The sequence below is a fragment of the Allobosea sp. CS1GBMeth4 genome (genome assembly GCF_900185715.1).
In the GTDB taxonomy this organism is placed as follows: domain Bacteria; phylum Pseudomonadota; class Alphaproteobacteria; order Rhizobiales; family Beijerinckiaceae; genus Allobosea.
In genome coordinates this window covers 67,149-82,858 of the sequence record NZ_FYAS01000043.1, presented here as the reverse complement: position 1 = coordinate 82,858, position 15,710 = coordinate 67,149, and the positions used below count along the sequence as shown (strand labels likewise).

The 15,710-nt window shown below is 71.0% G+C and carries 9 protein-coding genes; 8 read left to right on the top strand and 1 reads right to left on the bottom strand.

The features are described from left to right. Positions 1 to 57 precede the first annotated feature (57 nt). Positions 58 to 1,332 carry a crotonyl-CoA carboxylase/reductase gene (gene ccrA, locus CS1GBM4_RS21370; RefSeq protein ID WP_186420778.1) on the top strand — a complete coding sequence of 425 codons (1,275 nt, stop codon included), beginning with the start codon at positions 58 to 60 and terminating at the stop codon, positions 1,330 to 1,332. A 27-nt stretch (positions 1,333 to 1,359) separates the two neighbouring features. Here ccrA and CS1GBM4_RS21365 read toward each other — a convergent pair whose 3' ends face one another. After that, a complete protein-coding gene (locus CS1GBM4_RS21365) occupies positions 1,360 to 2,217 on the bottom strand; it encodes a YihY/virulence factor BrkB family protein (RefSeq protein ID WP_186420777.1) in 858 nt (285 codons plus the stop codon). 177 nt (positions 2,218 to 2,394) lie between these two features. On the opposite strand from CS1GBM4_RS21365, the gene CS1GBM4_RS21360 reads away from it, so the two are divergent. The 7 genes from CS1GBM4_RS21360 (at position 2,395) to CS1GBM4_RS21330 (ending at position 15,706) form a co-directional block, all read left to right on the top strand. Beyond that, complete coding sequence (locus tag CS1GBM4_RS21360; RefSeq protein ID WP_186420776.1) at positions 2,395 to 3,279, top strand: DMT family transporter; 885 nt, start codon at positions 2,395 to 2,397, stop codon at positions 3,277 to 3,279. Positions 3,280 to 3,407: 128 nt separating this feature from the next. Next, positions 3,408 to 4,175, top strand: a complete 768-nt coding sequence (locus tag CS1GBM4_RS21355) for a fumarylacetoacetate hydrolase family protein (RefSeq protein ID WP_186420775.1) — start codon at positions 3,408 to 3,410, stop codon at positions 4,173 to 4,175. A 259-nt stretch (positions 4,176 to 4,434) separates the two neighbouring features. Continuing rightward, entirely contained in the window at positions 4,435 to 6,450 is a 2,016-nt protein-coding gene (locus CS1GBM4_RS21350) for an autotransporter assembly complex family protein (protein WP_186420774.1), read from the top strand. Next, on the top strand, positions 6,450 to 10,772 hold the full coding sequence (locus tag CS1GBM4_RS21345) for a translocation/assembly module TamB domain-containing protein (protein WP_186420773.1): 4,323 nt from the start codon (positions 6,450 to 6,452) through the stop codon (positions 10,770 to 10,772). The genes CS1GBM4_RS21350 and CS1GBM4_RS21345 overlap by 1 nt, the downstream gene beginning before the upstream one ends. Positions 10,773 to 11,154: 382 nt before the next feature. After that, positions 11,155 to 12,534 (top strand): porin, encoded by a 1,380-nt coding sequence (locus tag CS1GBM4_RS21340; protein WP_186420772.1) that lies wholly within the window; start codon positions 11,155 to 11,157, stop codon positions 12,532 to 12,534. A 206-nt stretch (positions 12,535 to 12,740) separates the two neighbouring features. Further along, positions 12,741 to 14,996, top strand: coding sequence for an OmpA family protein (locus CS1GBM4_RS21335; RefSeq protein ID WP_186420771.1), 2,256 nt, complete (start codon positions 12,741 to 12,743; stop codon positions 14,994 to 14,996). A gap of 11 nt (positions 14,997 to 15,007) precedes the next feature. Beyond that, positions 15,008 to 15,706, top strand: coding sequence for a hypothetical protein (locus CS1GBM4_RS21330; protein ID WP_186420770.1), 699 nt, complete (start codon positions 15,008 to 15,010; stop codon positions 15,704 to 15,706). The last annotated feature ends 4 nt before the right edge of the window (positions 15,707 to 15,710 follow it).

Sequence of the window (15,710 nt, the reverse complement as noted above, 5' to 3'; positions counted from 1 at the left end):
GAAACGGTCGTGATGGTTCGGGCGTCCCCGCACCATCGGATCTTAGGGAGAGATCGGATGGCACAGCTCCAGCAGGTCGCGAAGCCCGCATTGAAGGATCTCTACGAGCTCGGCGAGTTGCCGCCGCTCGGCCATGTCCCGGCCAACATGTACGCCTGGACGATCCGCCGTGAGCGCCACGGCCCGCCGCAGGACAGCTTCAAGGTCGAGGTCGTCCCCACCTGGTCGATCGGCGAGGAGGAGGTGCTGCTTCTCGTGATGGCCGGCGGCGTCAACTACAACGGCATCTGGGCCGGCCTCGGCCAGCCCATATCGCCCTTCGACGTGCACAAGGCCCCGCACCACATCGCCGGTTCCGACGCCTCCGGCATCGTCTGGGCGGTCGGCTCCAAGGTGAAGCGCTGGAAGGTCGGCGACGAGGTCATCGTCCACTGCAACCAGGACGATGGCGACGACGAGGAGTGCAATGGCGGCGACCCGATGTTCTCGGCGAGCCAGCGCATCTGGGGCTATGAGACGCCGGACGGCTCCTTCGCCCAGTTCTGCCGGGTGCAGTCGCGCCAGCTGATGCTGAAGCCGAAGCACCTCTCCTGGGAGGAATCGGCCTGCTACACGCTGACGCTCGCGACCGCCTATCGCATGCTGTTCGGCCACGCCCCGCATACGATCAAGCCGGGCGACAACGTGCTGATCTGGGGCGCCTCCGGCGGCCTCGGCGTCTTCGGCGTCCAGCTCTGCGCCGCCTCCGGCGCCAACGCCATCGGCGTCATCTCCGACGAGAGCAAGCGCGATTACGTGCTCGGCCTCGGCGCCAAGGGCGTGATCAACCGCAAGGACTTCAACTGCTGGGGCCAGATGCCCAAGGTCAACTCGCCGGAATATGGCGAGTGGACCAGGGAGGCGCGCAAGTTCGGCAAGGCGATCTGGGACATCACCGGCAAGAAGGATGTCGACATCGTCTTCGAGCATCCCGGCGAGGCGACCTTCCCGGTCTCCTGCCTCGTCGCCAAGCGCGGCGGCATGATCGTCTTCTGCGCCGGAACCTCCGGCTTCAACATCACCTTCGACGCCCGCTATGTCTGGATGCGGCAGAAGCGCGTGCAGGGCTCGCATTTCGCCCATCTCAAGCAGGCGAGCGCCGCCAACCAGTTCGTGCTCGACCGCCGGGTCGATCCCTGCATGTCCGAGGTCTTCCCCTGGGACAAGATCCCGCTCGCCCACCACAAGATGTGGAAGAACGAGCACGCGCCGGGGAATATGGCCGTGCTGGTCTACGCGCCGCGCACCGGCTTGCGCACCTATGAGGACGTGGTCGAGGCGCTGGAGGGCTGACCTCTCCGCGCCGGCTCCCGCCCGGGCTCAGAGCGAGCTCAGCACGTCGCCGGGCGATTTTCCCGGCGCCCTGACCAGCGCGATCGCGGCGTTGAGCTCGGCGCCGTAGAGGAAGATCGCCGCGAGCCAGTACAGGAAGACGAGCGCGATCATCGCGGTGGCGAGGCCGGCATAGGTGGTGACATAGGCGCCGGCGAAGGAATCGAGATACCAGCCGAAGGCGACGCCGCCGATCAGCCAGGCCGCCAGCGTCGTCAGGATGCCGGGCCACATCGCGCCGATATGCGGGGCGCGGGCCGGCAGCAGCTTGTGCGCGACGCTGAGCGCGAGCACGACCAGCACGGTCGCCCCCGCGATGCGCAGGAAGGCGAGCAGGAAGCCGAGCGGGGCGAGGGCCGGCGCGAAGCCGACCAGGCCGCGCCAGATCAGCGGGCCGAGCACGACCAGCAGCGAGAAGGCCAGCATGAAGGCGGCGCCGCCGACGACATAGACGATCGATTCCAGCCGGGTGCGCCACCAGGAGCGCCATTCATAGGCCTCGTAGGCGCGGTTGAGCCCGATCCGCACCGCCTCGACCCCGGAGGAGGAGAAATACAGCGCCAGGATCGCGCCCAGCGTCAGCGCGTCCCTGCGCACCGCGGTCAGCACCGAGCGGATCTCGCGCGCGATCGGTTCCGCCACCTCGCGCGGCCAGGCCTCGAGCAGCAACTGCGCCGCTTCGTCGGCGGCGGCCTGCGAGCCGAACAGGCCGCCGAGCGCGGTGACGAGGATCAGGAAGGGGAACAGCGACATCAGCACCGAGAGCGCGATGTGGCTGGCGATCGCCCAGCCGTCATGGACGATGAAGCGCTCGAAGGCGAGGGCGGGGACTGAGCGCAGCGACATGGATGTCTCGGAAGGGACGGGGCGGTGATCTTTGGCGGTCGTGCCGGAGCTGGCAAGTCGGGTCCCCTCTCCCCTTGCGGGAGAAGGGAAGGACGCGTGTCAAACATGCCGCCACGGCGCCCATATGCGGCGACAAGCCCCGTCATCCGGCCTATCAGGCACCTGAAAGCCGCCATCATGTTCGATTCCCCGCTCTTCCTGCGCCTGTCGCCGGCGCTCTTCGTCCTGCTCTGGTCGAGCGGCTGGATCGTCGCCGGCTATTCGGCGCGCCATTCCGACGCGCTGACCTTCCTGTCGGTCCGCTTCGCCTGCGCCGGCCTCGCGCTCGCGGCGCTCGCTCTTGCCCTCGGCGCCCCCTGGCCGAAGACGCGGCGGGCGATCGTCGACTGCGCCGTCGCCGGCATCCTCCTCCACGCGATCTATCTCGGCGGCGTCTGGTGGGCGGTGCGCCATGGCCTGCCGGCCGGCGTGTCCGGCCTGATCGCCGGCTTGCAGCCGGTGCTGACCGCGCTGTTCGCCCCGTTGATCCTGGGCGAGCGCATCTCGGCGGTCCGCTGGCTCGGCATCCTCTGCGGCTTCGTCGGCATCGCGCTGGTGCTGGAGCCGAAGCTGGTCGGCGTCGCGCCCGAGGCGCTGCGGGCGGTGCTGCTGCCGGTGCTGGTCAACATCGTCGGCATGTTCGCCGTCACCTTCGGCTCGTTCTGGCAGAAGGCGCGCATCGTCGAGGGCGACCTGCGCACGGTGACGGCGGTGCAGTACATCGCCGCCTTCCTGTTCACGCTGCCTTTCGCCTGGCTGCTCGAGCCGATGCGGATCGACTGGAACCTGACCATGGCGCTGGTTCTGGCCTGGTCGGTGCTGGCGCTCTCGCTCGGCGGGATCGGGCTTTATCTCGTCCTGATCCGCCGCGGCCAGGTCTCGCGCCTCGCGACCTTCCTCTATCTCGTGCCGCCGGCGGTTGCGGTCGAGGCCTTTCTGCTCTTCGGCGAGACCCTGAGCCCGATTCAGCTCGCCGGCATGGCCGTCGCCGTGCTCGGCGTCGTTCTCGCCAGCCGGAAATGAGACCAGGGCAGGGCATGCGCCGTCGGCGATGACCGGCGGCGCGATCTCCGGGTTTCCGGAAGCCGGGCGATGCTGTAGCCAGAGGAGATGAGGCGGCGGGGTTCCGCCGGGACGGGGACGAGACGACCATGGCTGCGACGACCGAAACTCTTGCCGGCGCCTTCGTCGGCGCCCGCCGCGGCCACAGGCTGGTCGACATCGCGAGCTTGCCCGTGCCGGCCGATGTCGACGCCGGCTTCGCCGCCCAGGCCGAGGTCAACCGCGCGATGGGTTATCCGCGGGCCGGCTGGAAAGTCTCGATCGGCGAAGGCGGCCGGCCGATGGCGGGGCTGATGCCCGGGCCCTATCTCAGATCGGGCGACACCTATCGCGGCGTGCACGGCGCCGAGCTTCGCGTCGAGATCGAGCTCGCCATCCGGCTCGGCCGCGACATGCCGCTGCGCCCCGGCCGGCCCTACACGCGCGCGGAGCTGATCGACCATTGCGACGCCGCGCTCGTCGGCATCGAGATCGTCGAGAGCCGCATCGCCGACTGGACCAATGTGCCGTTCCCGCTCTGGCTCGCCGACGCCATGGGCCATGGCGGTTATCTGATCGGCCCGGAGGTTCCGTTCAGCATCTTCGACGACGTTCCGGCGCTGACCTGCACGGTCGAGCTCGACGGCGACGTGCTCTACGAGCGCCAGGCGCTGCATGCCAATGGCGACCCGCTGGTCACGGCGCTCGCCTGGGCCAACCGCCCGGCCGAAGGGCCGCTCGGCCCGCTCGAGGCCGGCCAGATCATCACCACCGGCAGCCTCTGCGGCGGCGTGCTCGCGCCGACGGTCGGGCCGGTGATCGCCCGGCTCGATCCGGTCACCGCGATCTCCTTCGCGCTGGCGGAGCAGGGCGATTGAGCACTGCGCACAGCACGGGCGACCAACGATTCGTTCAGATTTTGAGTTGACGGTAGCCTGACCCCGAGCGTCGAATTGTGATCAACTGGAGGCGCGATCACAAAATCAACGCATTCGCTGCGTTGTAGAGCACGTTCCGCAGAAGTGAGGACCGCTTTTGCGATCGGAACATGCTCCAGCATATTAGTCTGGCGTGAGTTCTCGTCGTTCGACGACGGTCGAACGGAAAGCGCGCCGGTTCGGTTGCGTTGGAGGTTTGATGCGGTCATGGCGGAGGCGGGGGATCGATCTAGCCGGCGGAGGCGTCTGCGCCGTCGCCGCGATTCTCGGCGGTGAGCTTTCGCCGGCGCGCGCCTTCGATCTGTCGTCGCTCGACGTCTTCAATCTCTTCGGGTCGAAGGACAAGCCGCCGCCGGTCAGCGGGACGGCGATTTCCTATGAGCTGCGCTTCGAACTCGGCGATGCGCCCGATGCCGGCACGCTGAAGCGCAGCCTCCAGGACGCCTCTCTGCTCTATCGCCTGCGTGACGACGCGCCGCCCGATGGCGAGACCCTGGCGCGCCGCGCCGCCGCCGACATCAACCCGCTGATCGACGCGCTCTGGGCCCAGGGCTATTTCAATGCCCGGGTCGCGATCGCCGTCGACGGCGTCGCGGTGACGCAGGCCGGCGAGCCGCCGCCCGGCCTGGCCCGCGCCGCCGAGCGCTACCGTAATCGCGCCCCGGCGCCGGTGATGGTCACGGTCGATCTGGGGCCGCAATTCTCGCTGCGCAACGTCGACATCGTTCCGGCCGGCCGGCGCGATCCGGCGGCGGTGATCCCGGATCCCGGCAAGGTCTCGGGCCTTGTGCCCGGCGCGCCCGCCACCTCCGCCTCGATCCGGGCCGCCCAGACGGCACTGGTCGACTATTGGCGCGACAAGTCGCGCCCGCTCGCCCGCGTGGTCGAGGTCCGTCCGGTCGTCGACCATGCCGCGCAGACGATGGATGTCGCGCTCGTCGTCGATCCCGGCCCGGTCGCCGGCTTCGGCGACGTCTCGATCCACGAGACCGGCGACATCCCGCCGGAGGTGATCCGCTCCTTCATCTATCTCGATCCCGGCGAGCCCTATTCGCCCAAGGCGCTCGCCGACACCCGCAAGTCGATCGCGACCATTCCCGCCGTCGGCTCGGTCCGCATCCGCGAGGGCACGCGGCTCGACCAGGCCGGCAACCTGCCGATCTTCGTCGAGGTCAACGAGCGGCCGAAGCATCTGCTCGGCTTCTCCGCCCGCTATTCGACCATCGACGGCCCGGCGGTGAAGACCTATTGGGAGCACCGCAACCTGTTCGGCGGCGCCGAGCGCCTGCGGCTCGAGGCCTCCGTCTTCTTCGCGCCGCGCATCGACGGCACCAAGGTCCAGCGCTTCGGCGATTTCGAGCCGACCGATCTCGGCGCGCGCTTCACCGCCAGCTTCCTGAAGCCGGCGCTCGGCGGCAGCCGCAACGACCTGCTGATCGACGCGAGCGGCGTGCGCGAGCGCGTCGGCACCAACCGCTATGGCGGCTATACCGCGCGCTACGCCAACGTCACCGCCGCGATCCGCCACCGCTTCAGCGACGTCTTCTCGATCCAGGCCGGCATCGAGGCCGAGCGCGGCCAGACCAGCGATGTCCTCGGCCAGGTCGACTACACGCTGCTCGGGGTGCCGCTGTCGCTGCGCTACGATTCGACCGACAGCCAGCTCGACCCGACCCGCGGCATCAGGGTCGCCGCCTCGGTTACGCCCTATGCCGCCTTCGGCGACAACGCTGCGCCCTTCATTCAGAGCAAGGCTTCGATCTCCGGCTATTACGCGCTCGACGAGGACGCCCGCTACGTGCTCGCCGGCCGGGTCGGGCTCGGCTCGATCGCCGGCGCCGATCTCGACGAGGTGCCGGCGACGCGGCGCTTCTATGCCGGCGGCGGCGGCTCGGTCCGCGGCTACGCCTATCGCACGCTCTCGCCACTCGGCCCGCTCAACCAGCTCACCGGCGGGCGCAGCCTGTTCGAGGCCTCGGTGGAGGCGCGGATCAAGATCACCAGCACGATCGGCATCGTGCCGTTCTTCGACGCCGGCATGGCCTTCGCCTCGCAGATTCCGAACTTCAAGGAGAAGATGCAGTACGCCGCCGGCCTCGGCCTGCGCTATTATACGCCGATCGGGCCGATCCGCGTCGATGTCGCCGCTCCGCTCAACCCGCGCAAGGGCGACAAGCCGGTCGCGCTCTATATCAGCATCGGGCAGGCCTTCTGATGAGCACGTTCCGTATCTCGCGACTGCTCGCCGGCCTCGCGGCCCTCGCCATCGCCGCGGTGCTGGTCCTCGTCACCGGCCTCGGCGGCTTCGCCCAGAACGCCGGCGAGCGCGGCGTCCTCGCCGATCTGATCTCGAAGGCGCTCTCGACGGACGGCAGCCAGGTCTCGATCGGTGCGGTCGAGGGCGCGCTCTCCTCGGACGCGACCATCCGCGACATCGTCATCTCCGACCGCGACGGGCCGTGGCTGCGGCTCGACCGCGCCCGGCTGATCTGGACCCGCTCGGCGCTGCTGCTGCGCCGGCTCGAGGTCAACCGGCTCGAGATCGGCAAGCTCGAGATCCTGCGCAGACCGCTGCCGGATCCGGCCGCGCCGCCGCCGGTCGATAATTCGCCGATCCTGCCCGAATTGCCGCTCAAGCTGATCGTCGAGGCCTTCCAGCTCGGCGAGCTGGCGCTGGGGCCGACCGTGATCGGCGCGCCCGCCAGGCTGTCGGCGACCGGGGCCGCCCGCCTCGGCCCGCCGAACGAGGGGCTCGATTTCCGGCTCGCCGGCCGCCGGCTCGACATGGGCGGCACGCTCGACGTCACCCTGCGCTTCGTGCCGCAATCGACGCAGCTCCAGCTCGCGCTCAAGCTCGACGAGCCGGCCGGCGGCCTGATCTCGACCATCGCCGATCTTCCCGACCGGCCGCCGGTCAGGCTCGACCTTACCGGCGACGGCCCGCTCGACCGCTTCCGGGCGACCCTCGCCTTCGCCGCCGGCCCGACCATCGGCGCCGACGGCACCGCCGATCTCACCCGCCAGGGCGCGGCACGCCGTCTCCTGCTTGCGCTCGATTCGCGCATCGCCGGCCTGATGCCGGCGCCGGTCGCGCCGGTGTTCGAGGGCTCGACACGGCTCGACGGCACGGTCGTCTTCGCCGACAGCGGCGCCATCTCGGTCGATCGGATGGCGCTGGTCTCGGCGCTGGCGCGGCTCGACGTGCACGGCCTCTACGGCGCCGACAGGACCCTCGATTTCAAGGTCACCGCCGCCGCCCGCCCCAATGCGGAAGGGCGCACCGTCGCCTCCGGGGCCGAGATCGCCAGGCTCGCCTTCGATGCGACGATCCGGGGGCCGGCCGCCGGCCCGCGCATCGACGCCAGCCTGCAGGCGGAAGGCGCGAGCCTTCCGGCCGGCAAGCTCGGCAAGCTCGATTTCACCTTCACGGCGACGCCGACGGGCGCGCTGAACGACCCGGCGACGCGCACCGTCCTGATCGCCGACGGCGAAGCCTCCGGCGTCGCGCTGGCCGATCCCGGCCTCGCCCGATTCGTCGGCGACCGTCTGCGCTTCACCTTGCGCGGCACGGCCTCCGAAGGCGGGGGCGGCGAGTTCGAGACGCTGAAACTGTCCTTCGGCGGAGCCGAGCTCGGCTATGCCGGGCGGCTCGGCCCGGCGCGCATTCTCGGCAAGCTGCAGGCCCGTCTGCCCGATCTGTCCCGGCTCGGCACGCTCGCCGGCCGCCCGCTCAAGGGCTCGGCCAACGTCACGGCTGATGTCGACGCCGAGCCGAAGAAGAAACTCTACGCCGTCAGGCTCGACGGCGGTGCGGAGTCCCTGTCGCTCGGCCAGGAGGCGCTGGATCGCCTGCTCGCCGGCAGGCTCTCGCTCGGCGGCGAGATCAGGGTGCCGGCCAGCAGCGGCCTCGTCGTCAACGGCCTGCGCCTCGCCGGGAGCCATGTCGCGGCGACGGCCGACGGCGCGCTCGGCGCACAAGGCTCCAGCCTGCGCGCCAGCATCGCGATCCCCGATCTGCGTCGCGCCGACCCGAAACTCTCGGGGCAGGGCGCTTTCGACGCCACGCTGACCGGGCCGCTCGACAAGCTCGACGCGACGCTGAAGGCGGCGATCAGCAATGCCACCGCGCTCGGCCGCCCGGTGCCGCGCCTGGCGCTCGACGCCAATCTCCGCGATCTGCAGGGAATGCTGTCCGGCGATGCCCGCCTGTCCGGCGAGATCGATGGCAAGCCGGCGACGGGAACCTTGCGCTTCGCGAAGGGCGACAGCGGCGGCTGGAGTGTGCCGCAGCTCGCCATCGCGATCGGTTCGGCCACGCTCGCCGGCACGCTCGATCTCGACGGCGCCAATCTCGCCGACGGCACGCTCAAGCTCGCCGCCCGCAATCTCGACGACCTCTCGGCACTGGCGCTGGCGAAGCTGGGTGGGCGCATCGAGGCCGATCTCAAGCTCACGCGCCCCGATGGCGGCCAGAATCTCGATCTCAAGGCTTCCGCCCAACGCCTTGTCGCGCCCGGCCTTTCGCTCGACCGGCTCGCGGCCGACATCGCGATCGCCGACGCGCTGCGCAAGCCGCTCGTCAACGGCAATGTCCAGGTCGATCGCGCCGTCGTCGCCGGCGAGCCGGTGAGCGCGATCCGCCTCGTCTCGACCGGCGGCGCGGATGCGAGCGACATCAGTCTCGACGCTACCGCGCGCGGCTTCTCGCTGACCTCGAAGGGCAGGCTCTCGATCGCCGGGCCGCTGCGCTTCGACCTCGCCAGCTTCACCGCGACGCGCGCCGGCCGCCGCATCGCGCTGGCCAGGCCGGCCAGCTTCACCGCGATCGACAGCGGCGTCGCCATCCGCGACCTCGCCGTCGCGCTCGACGGTGGCCGCGTCACGCTCGAGGGCGAGGCCGGCAAGGCGCTCGACCTGCGCTTCGCGGCGCAGAGCGTGCCGCTCTCGGCCGCGCGCCTCGTGTCGCCGACGCTCGACCTTTCCGGCACGCTCGACGCCGAGGCGACGATCAAGGGCACGCCGGAGGCTCCTACCGGTCCGTGGCGCGTCCGCATCGCCCGTCTCGTCGCGCCGCAGACGCGCGCCGCCGGCCTGCCGCCGGTCGAGATCTCGGGGCAGGGGGCCCTCGATGGCCGCCAGACCAGCCTCGACGCCAGCCTGAGCGCCGGCCGCTTCGTCAACCTGACCGCCAGGGGCACGGCGCCGCTCGGCGGCGAGGGCGCGCTCGACCTTTCCGTGCAGGGCCGCGCCGATGCGGCGCTCGCCAATGCCCGGCTCGCCGCCGATGGCCGGCGGCTGACCGGCCAGCTGGTGCTCGACCTGCGTGCCGGCGGCACGCTGTCGGCACCACGCCTGTCAGGTGGCGCGACGCTCTCCGGCGGCAGCTTCAGCGACGCCCTGCAGGGCGTGAAGCTCACCGGACTGGAGGCGCGCATCGCGGCCAACGGCCCCGAGCTCGCGATCGAGCGCTTCGCGGCCCAGACCCCGGGCGGCGGGACGCTCTCGGCGCGCGGCAATGTCAGGCTCGATCCGGAGGCGGGCTTCCCGGGCACGATCCGCATCGAGGGTCGGCGCGCCCAGCTCGTCGACAGCGGGCTGGTCCGGGCCGTCGCCGATCTCGGTCTCGACCTCACCGGTCCATTGGCGCAGCGCCCGCGCATCGCCGGCCGTATCGACGTCGTGACGATCGAGGTCGCCGTGCCCGACCGCCTGCCGTCGAGCCTGCGGCCTGTCGACGGCATCCGCCACGTCAACGCGAAGGGCCAGGCGGCGGCCCGCCTCGCCGCCGAGCGCAAGGCCCGCGCCGCCGCCGGCCGCAAGGGCGCCCGCGCGCCGGCCTTCGACGCCGTGCTCGACCTCACCGTCTCCGCCCCGGGCCGTGTCTTCATCCGCGGCCGCGGCATCGATGCCGAGCTCGGCGGCGAGCTGCGCGTCGCCGGCACTTCCGCCGCCCCGGCCCTGACCGGCGGCTTCGACCTGCGCCGCGGGCGTCTCAACATCGCCACCCAGCGCCTCGATTTCAGCCGCGGACGCCTCACCTTCACCGGTGACGTCATGCCGACGCTCGACTTCGTCGCCGAGACCCGCGCCGCCGACGTCACCGCGCGGATCATCGTCTCCGGCGAGGCCTCGGCGCCCGAGTTCACCTTCTCCTCCTCGCCCGAGCTGCCGCCGGACGAGGTCCTGTCGCGGTTGCTCTTCGCCCGCGCCTCCGGCGCGCTCTCGCCCTTCCAGGCGCTGCAGCTCGCCCAGACGGCGGCGCAATTCTCCGGCGCCGGCGGCGACGACGTCTTCGAGCGCATCCGGCGTTCCCTCGGCGTCGACAATCTCGATGTGCAGATGGGGGCGAACGGGCCGACGGTCGGCGTCTCGCGCGCGATCTCGGACAACATCACCCTCGGCGTGAAGGCCGGCGCCAAGCCGGAGGACAGCGGCGTCTCGGTCGGTATCGACGTGACCCGCCGGCTGAAGCTCCAGGCCGAGACCAATGCCGACGGCAGCGCCGCGGTCGGCGTCGGAGCCGAGTGGGAATACTGATTCTGCAACCCGGCGGCGCGGCGCGGCAGATTCGGCTCCCGGCGCGGGAGGTGGGGGCGTCCGGCGGGCCAGGCGGGCCTTCCCTGGTTAAGGCTCCGTTAAATTCGGCCCTCAAAGCGTGGCGCAGGTGCAACACCGGGGGGTAAAGCGGGGGCGGGACGGGGAGTGTGGCGTGATCGTGGTTGATCGCCGGCCGGCCATTCGTAATGGTGACTGTGCGGCGGGACGTTCCCGGTCGCTGTTTTTCGTCTTCGCCTCCGAACGGTTCGGGGACGCGGGCGAAAGACCGGGATAAGCGGGTTCGCTGGACAGGTCTCCTGGGGCCGCCGGAATGGAACGCGCCGACGCCCGAGGGTCTCGAAACTCTTTTGGAGGTAATCAAATGAAGCTCGTTAAGAGCCTCCTCCTCGGTTCCGCCGCCGGCATCGCCGCGGTTGCCGGGGCTCAGGCCGCCGACCTTCCTTCGCGGAAGGCCGCTCCGGTCGAGTACGTTCGCGTTTGCTCCGCTTATGGCGCGGGCTTCTTCTACATCCCGGGCACCGACACCTGCCTTCGCGTTGGTGGTCGTGTTCGCGCTGAGTACACCGTCGGCACCCGCTACGGCGATGCCCAGGACGCCTACGGCACCCGCTCGCGCGGCCGTCTGAACATCGACGCCCGCACCGCGACCGCCTACGGCACGCTGCGTACCTTCTTCCGCTACGAGCTGACCGTCAGCTCGGGCTTCTACGCCGGCACGCTCGGCGGCAACCAGGGCATCATCGCCCCGGGTCAGGCTCGCAACCTCGGCGCCACCACGGCTTCGAACCTCGACCTGGCCTTCATCCAGTTCGGTCCGATCACCGCCGGTCGCGCTCAGTCGTTCTTCGACTTCTACGCGAACGACCTGACCTTCTCGACGTTCCGTACGGCTGACTCGCGCCTCAACCTGTTGGCCTACACCGCCACCTTCGGTTCGGGCTTCTCGGCCACGGTCTCGCTGGAAGATCGCAACACCGGCACCGGCACCCGTGAGAACGGCGCTTTCGGTCGCTTCAATGGTGCTGCCATCGCCCTCGGCGGCCAGGACTTCCCGGACATCGTCGCCTCGCTGCGCGTCGATCAGGGTTGGGGCTCTGCCCAGCTGTCGGGTGCTCTCACCCAGCGCAAGGTTCTCTCGACCATCGCTGGCGGTGTCGTCACGCAGAACAGCGCGGATGAGTACGGCTGGGCTGTTCAGGGCGGCGTGAAGATCAACCTGCCGATGCTCGCGGCTGGCGATCACCTGTTCCTGCAGGCCGCCTATGCCGACGGCGCTCTCGGCTATCTCGGCTGGGGTGGTCAGTACGGCTCGGGCCGTATCGCCACCGCGGGCGTGAACCAGCTCGTGATCGGCGACATCGGCGTGACCGCGCTCGGTAACGTCAAGAAGTCGACCGGCTGGTCGGTCGTGGCCGCTCTGCGCCACTTCTGGACCCCGACCCTGCGTTCGGAGCTGGCTGCGTCGTATTCCGAGCTGAAGCTCGGCTACACCCAGATCGCCGGCGTCTACGCCCCCGGCGCTCCGATCCGCTCGCTTGACCCCAAGGAGCTGATCGTTGCCGGTAACCTGATCTGGTCGCCGGTCTCGGGTCTCGATATCGGTGTCGAGGTTCTCTACACCCGCACCGAGCTCGCCTCGCGCGTTCTCGCGGCCGACAACAGCGGCGCTCGCGTCGCCGGCTTCGGCATCAAGAGCGACGACGCCTGGGCTGGCCGTCTCCGCATCCAGCGCGACTTCTGATCGATCGTCCGATCGTTCAAGGGAAGCCCCGGGGAAACCCGGGGCTTCTTTCGTTTGTGCCGAGCGCGCAGCGCGAAACCGCCTCTGCCGCTCACAAGGGCGGACGGCGCCTTGCTTGACTCGGGTCCGCGATAGGGCGTGATTGCAGAGGGCCGCGGGCGTCCGGATTCGGCGCAGACGGTCCCGGACGAGACGAGGATTTCGGCATGGCGCGGCAGGCCGGGTGGCTCTGGGGACTGGTTCCGCTGGCTGCGCTCTGGGTCGCGGCGACCATCCTGAACAGTGAGCCGGTGCGCCGGGACATCGAGGCGAGGGCGCTCGCCGCCGGGGCTGCGGCCGGCAGCGCGGCCGGAGCCCGCGGCCTCTCCGTCCGGGTGAGCGGGCGCGACGTCTATCTCGACGGCGAGGCCGTCACCGCCGATGGCGCCAGCAAGGCCCTGGCGCAGCTTCAGTCGGAATTCGGTGTCCGGCGCGTGCTCGGCGGGCTGACGCAGGTCATCGCACAGAAGCCCTATAGCTGGTCGGCGACGCGACGGGGCGACCTCGTCACCCTCTCGGGCTTCGTCCCGGACGAGGCGACCGCGGCCGCGACCGCGTCGGCGGCCCGGGCGCTCGGGCCGGGCATCAGGATCGAGGACCAGCAGAAGGTCGCCTTCGGCGCGCCGCCCGGCTTCTCCGATCTCGTCGGCACATTGATGCGCGATCTCGGCCGATTGTCGGACGGCAAGGTCGGGCTCGACGATGCGCGCTTCTGCGTCGAGGGAACGGCCGCGACGCCGCAGGCCTTCCTCGCCCTGCGCGACGGCGCGGCCGCGGCCGCGCCGCAGGGCTTCACCCGCGTCGACTGCACGCTCGCCCCGCCGCCCGTCTCGCCCTATCGCTGGAGTGCCGAGAAGAACGCTTCCGGCACCGTCTCCGCCTCCGGCTACTATCCGACCGAGCAGGCGCGGCGCGAGATTCTCGCGTCGCTTGCGCGCGCCGTGCCGGGGGGCGGGGCCGTGGCGGACGGCATGCTGCCCGCCGCCGGCGAGCCGCCCGCTTTCGCCGCGAGGGTGGCGCGCGCCGTCGCCGATCTCGCCCGCCTGCGCAGCGGCAAGGTCGAGATCGAGGGCGACGCCTACCGCATTTCCGGGCAGGGTCCCGACGATCACGAGGCCTGCGAGACGCTGCGCCTGAACATCGCGCAGGGCGACGGTCCCGATTCGGTGGCGCTCGCCAGCATCTCCTGCCCGCCGCCGCCCCTTCTGCCGAAGAGCGAACCGGCACCGGCGCCCGCTCCGCCGGCCGATGCGAGCTCCACCGCGCCGCCACCAGCCGCTCCGCGTGAGACCGAGCCGGCCCGGATGCTGCAATGGCGCGCCGAGAAGTCCGCGGCCGGCATCGTCCTGTCCGGCGCCGCGCCGAGCGCCGCGGCCAAGGCGGCTGCCGCAGAGGCGGCCGGGGCGGCGCTTACCGGCGGCGAGGTGGTTGATCGCACCGTGCTCGACGAGCATTTGCGCGGCGCTCCGGATTTCGACGAGGCGACGCGCTTCGCCCTCGGTCTGCTCCGCTGGCTGGAGCAGGGGAGCGTCGCGTTGGCCGGTTCGAATCTGAGCCTCGCCGGCATGGTCGCCGATCGGCCGGGCTGGCTGGCCCTGGACGCGGCGCTGAAGGACAGGGCGCTTCCGGCCGGGCTGTCGCTCGCCGCGCGGCCGGCGCTCTCGATGCGGAATTATGGCTTCGCCGCCTCGCTCGACCGCTCGGGCGGCTACCTCACCGGCTACCTGCCGGATGCCGCCGCCCGGCAGGCGATCGCGGCGCTGATCGATGCGTCGCCGCTGCGCGGGCGCATCAACGACGAGACCGAGATCCTGCCTGCCGCGCCGACCGGCTTCGGCGTCGCCGCCCAGGGGGCGGTGCAGGATCTGCTGCGGCTCGATCTCGGCTCGGCGAGCGTGATCGGCCGGGACGTGTCCGTGCGCGGGCTGACCTGCCGCGCCCTGATCCGCAACGAGGTCGAGACCAATCTGGCCGGCGGCCTGCCGGACGGCTTCTCCGGCAAGGCCGAGATCGGCATGCGCCAGACCGGCTGCGTCACCGATCCGGCGAGCACCTGCCAGAACGAGCTCGATGCGCTCACCCAGCGCTACTATGTGATCTTCGCGATGGGGACGGCGGTCGCGACGCTCGACCCGGTCACCGAACGGGCGATGAACGAGGCCGCGGCGATCCTGAAGCAGTGCCCGGACTCCCGCGTGACCGTCGAAGGTCACACCAATCTCGACGGCGAGCGCAGCGGCTTCAACAATCTCGATCTGTCGAACCGCCGGGCGCAGCGGGTCCGCGAGGAGCTGATCCGCCGCGGCGTTCCCGCGGCCCAGCTCGAGATCAGGGCCTATGGGACGGACCGGCCTTTGGTCGCGCCGGGCGATCCCGAGGCGCGGGTCAGGAATCGCCGCGTCCAGTTCACCGTGGCGCGATAGGGGGTTCGGCGATGCTCTATCTCGCGCTCCAGTTCTCCTGGTTTCTCCTCATGGCCTTCGCGATCGGCCTCGTCTTCGGCTGGCTGACCCTTGGCGGCGGCCGCGGCGAGGCCGCGACCGGGCCGGTCGCCGGTCTGGCGATCCTCTGGCTCGCCCTGGCGGCGCTGGCCTGGTTCCGGCTCGTGAACGACCAGGCGGCATTCTGGATCGAGACGGCCCTGCTCCATCTCCTGGCTTATGCCGCGGGCTGCCTGGTGGGGAGCCTGTTCGGCGCGAGGGGCGCGGTGGCCGTCCCGGCGCTCGCTCCGCCGGCGCCGCTCCTCGCCTTGCCGCAGCCCGCGCCGGCCCTGCCGTCGCCGCCCGCCCGGGCGGCGCAGGGCGGTTCCGAGCCGATCGGCGCCGAAGCGAGCGTCGGCAAGTGCCCGGCCAATCTTCTGCCGGCGGCGCGCGGCGGCAAGCCGGACAATCTCGAGCTGATCGCCGGCATCGACGCGGTCGTGGCCGGGAAGCTCAACGCGCTCGGTCTCTGGCATTTCGACCAGATCGTCGCGCTCGCTCCGGAGGAGTTGCATTTCATCGCCCGTCACGCCGGCGTTCCGGACGGCGATGTCGCGCGAGGCTGGCAGGCCGAGGCGAAGATTCTCGCCGCCGGCGGACAGACCGAGCACGCGCGCACGGCTAAGGGCCGGCGCGGCAGGAAGAAGCGCTGAGCCG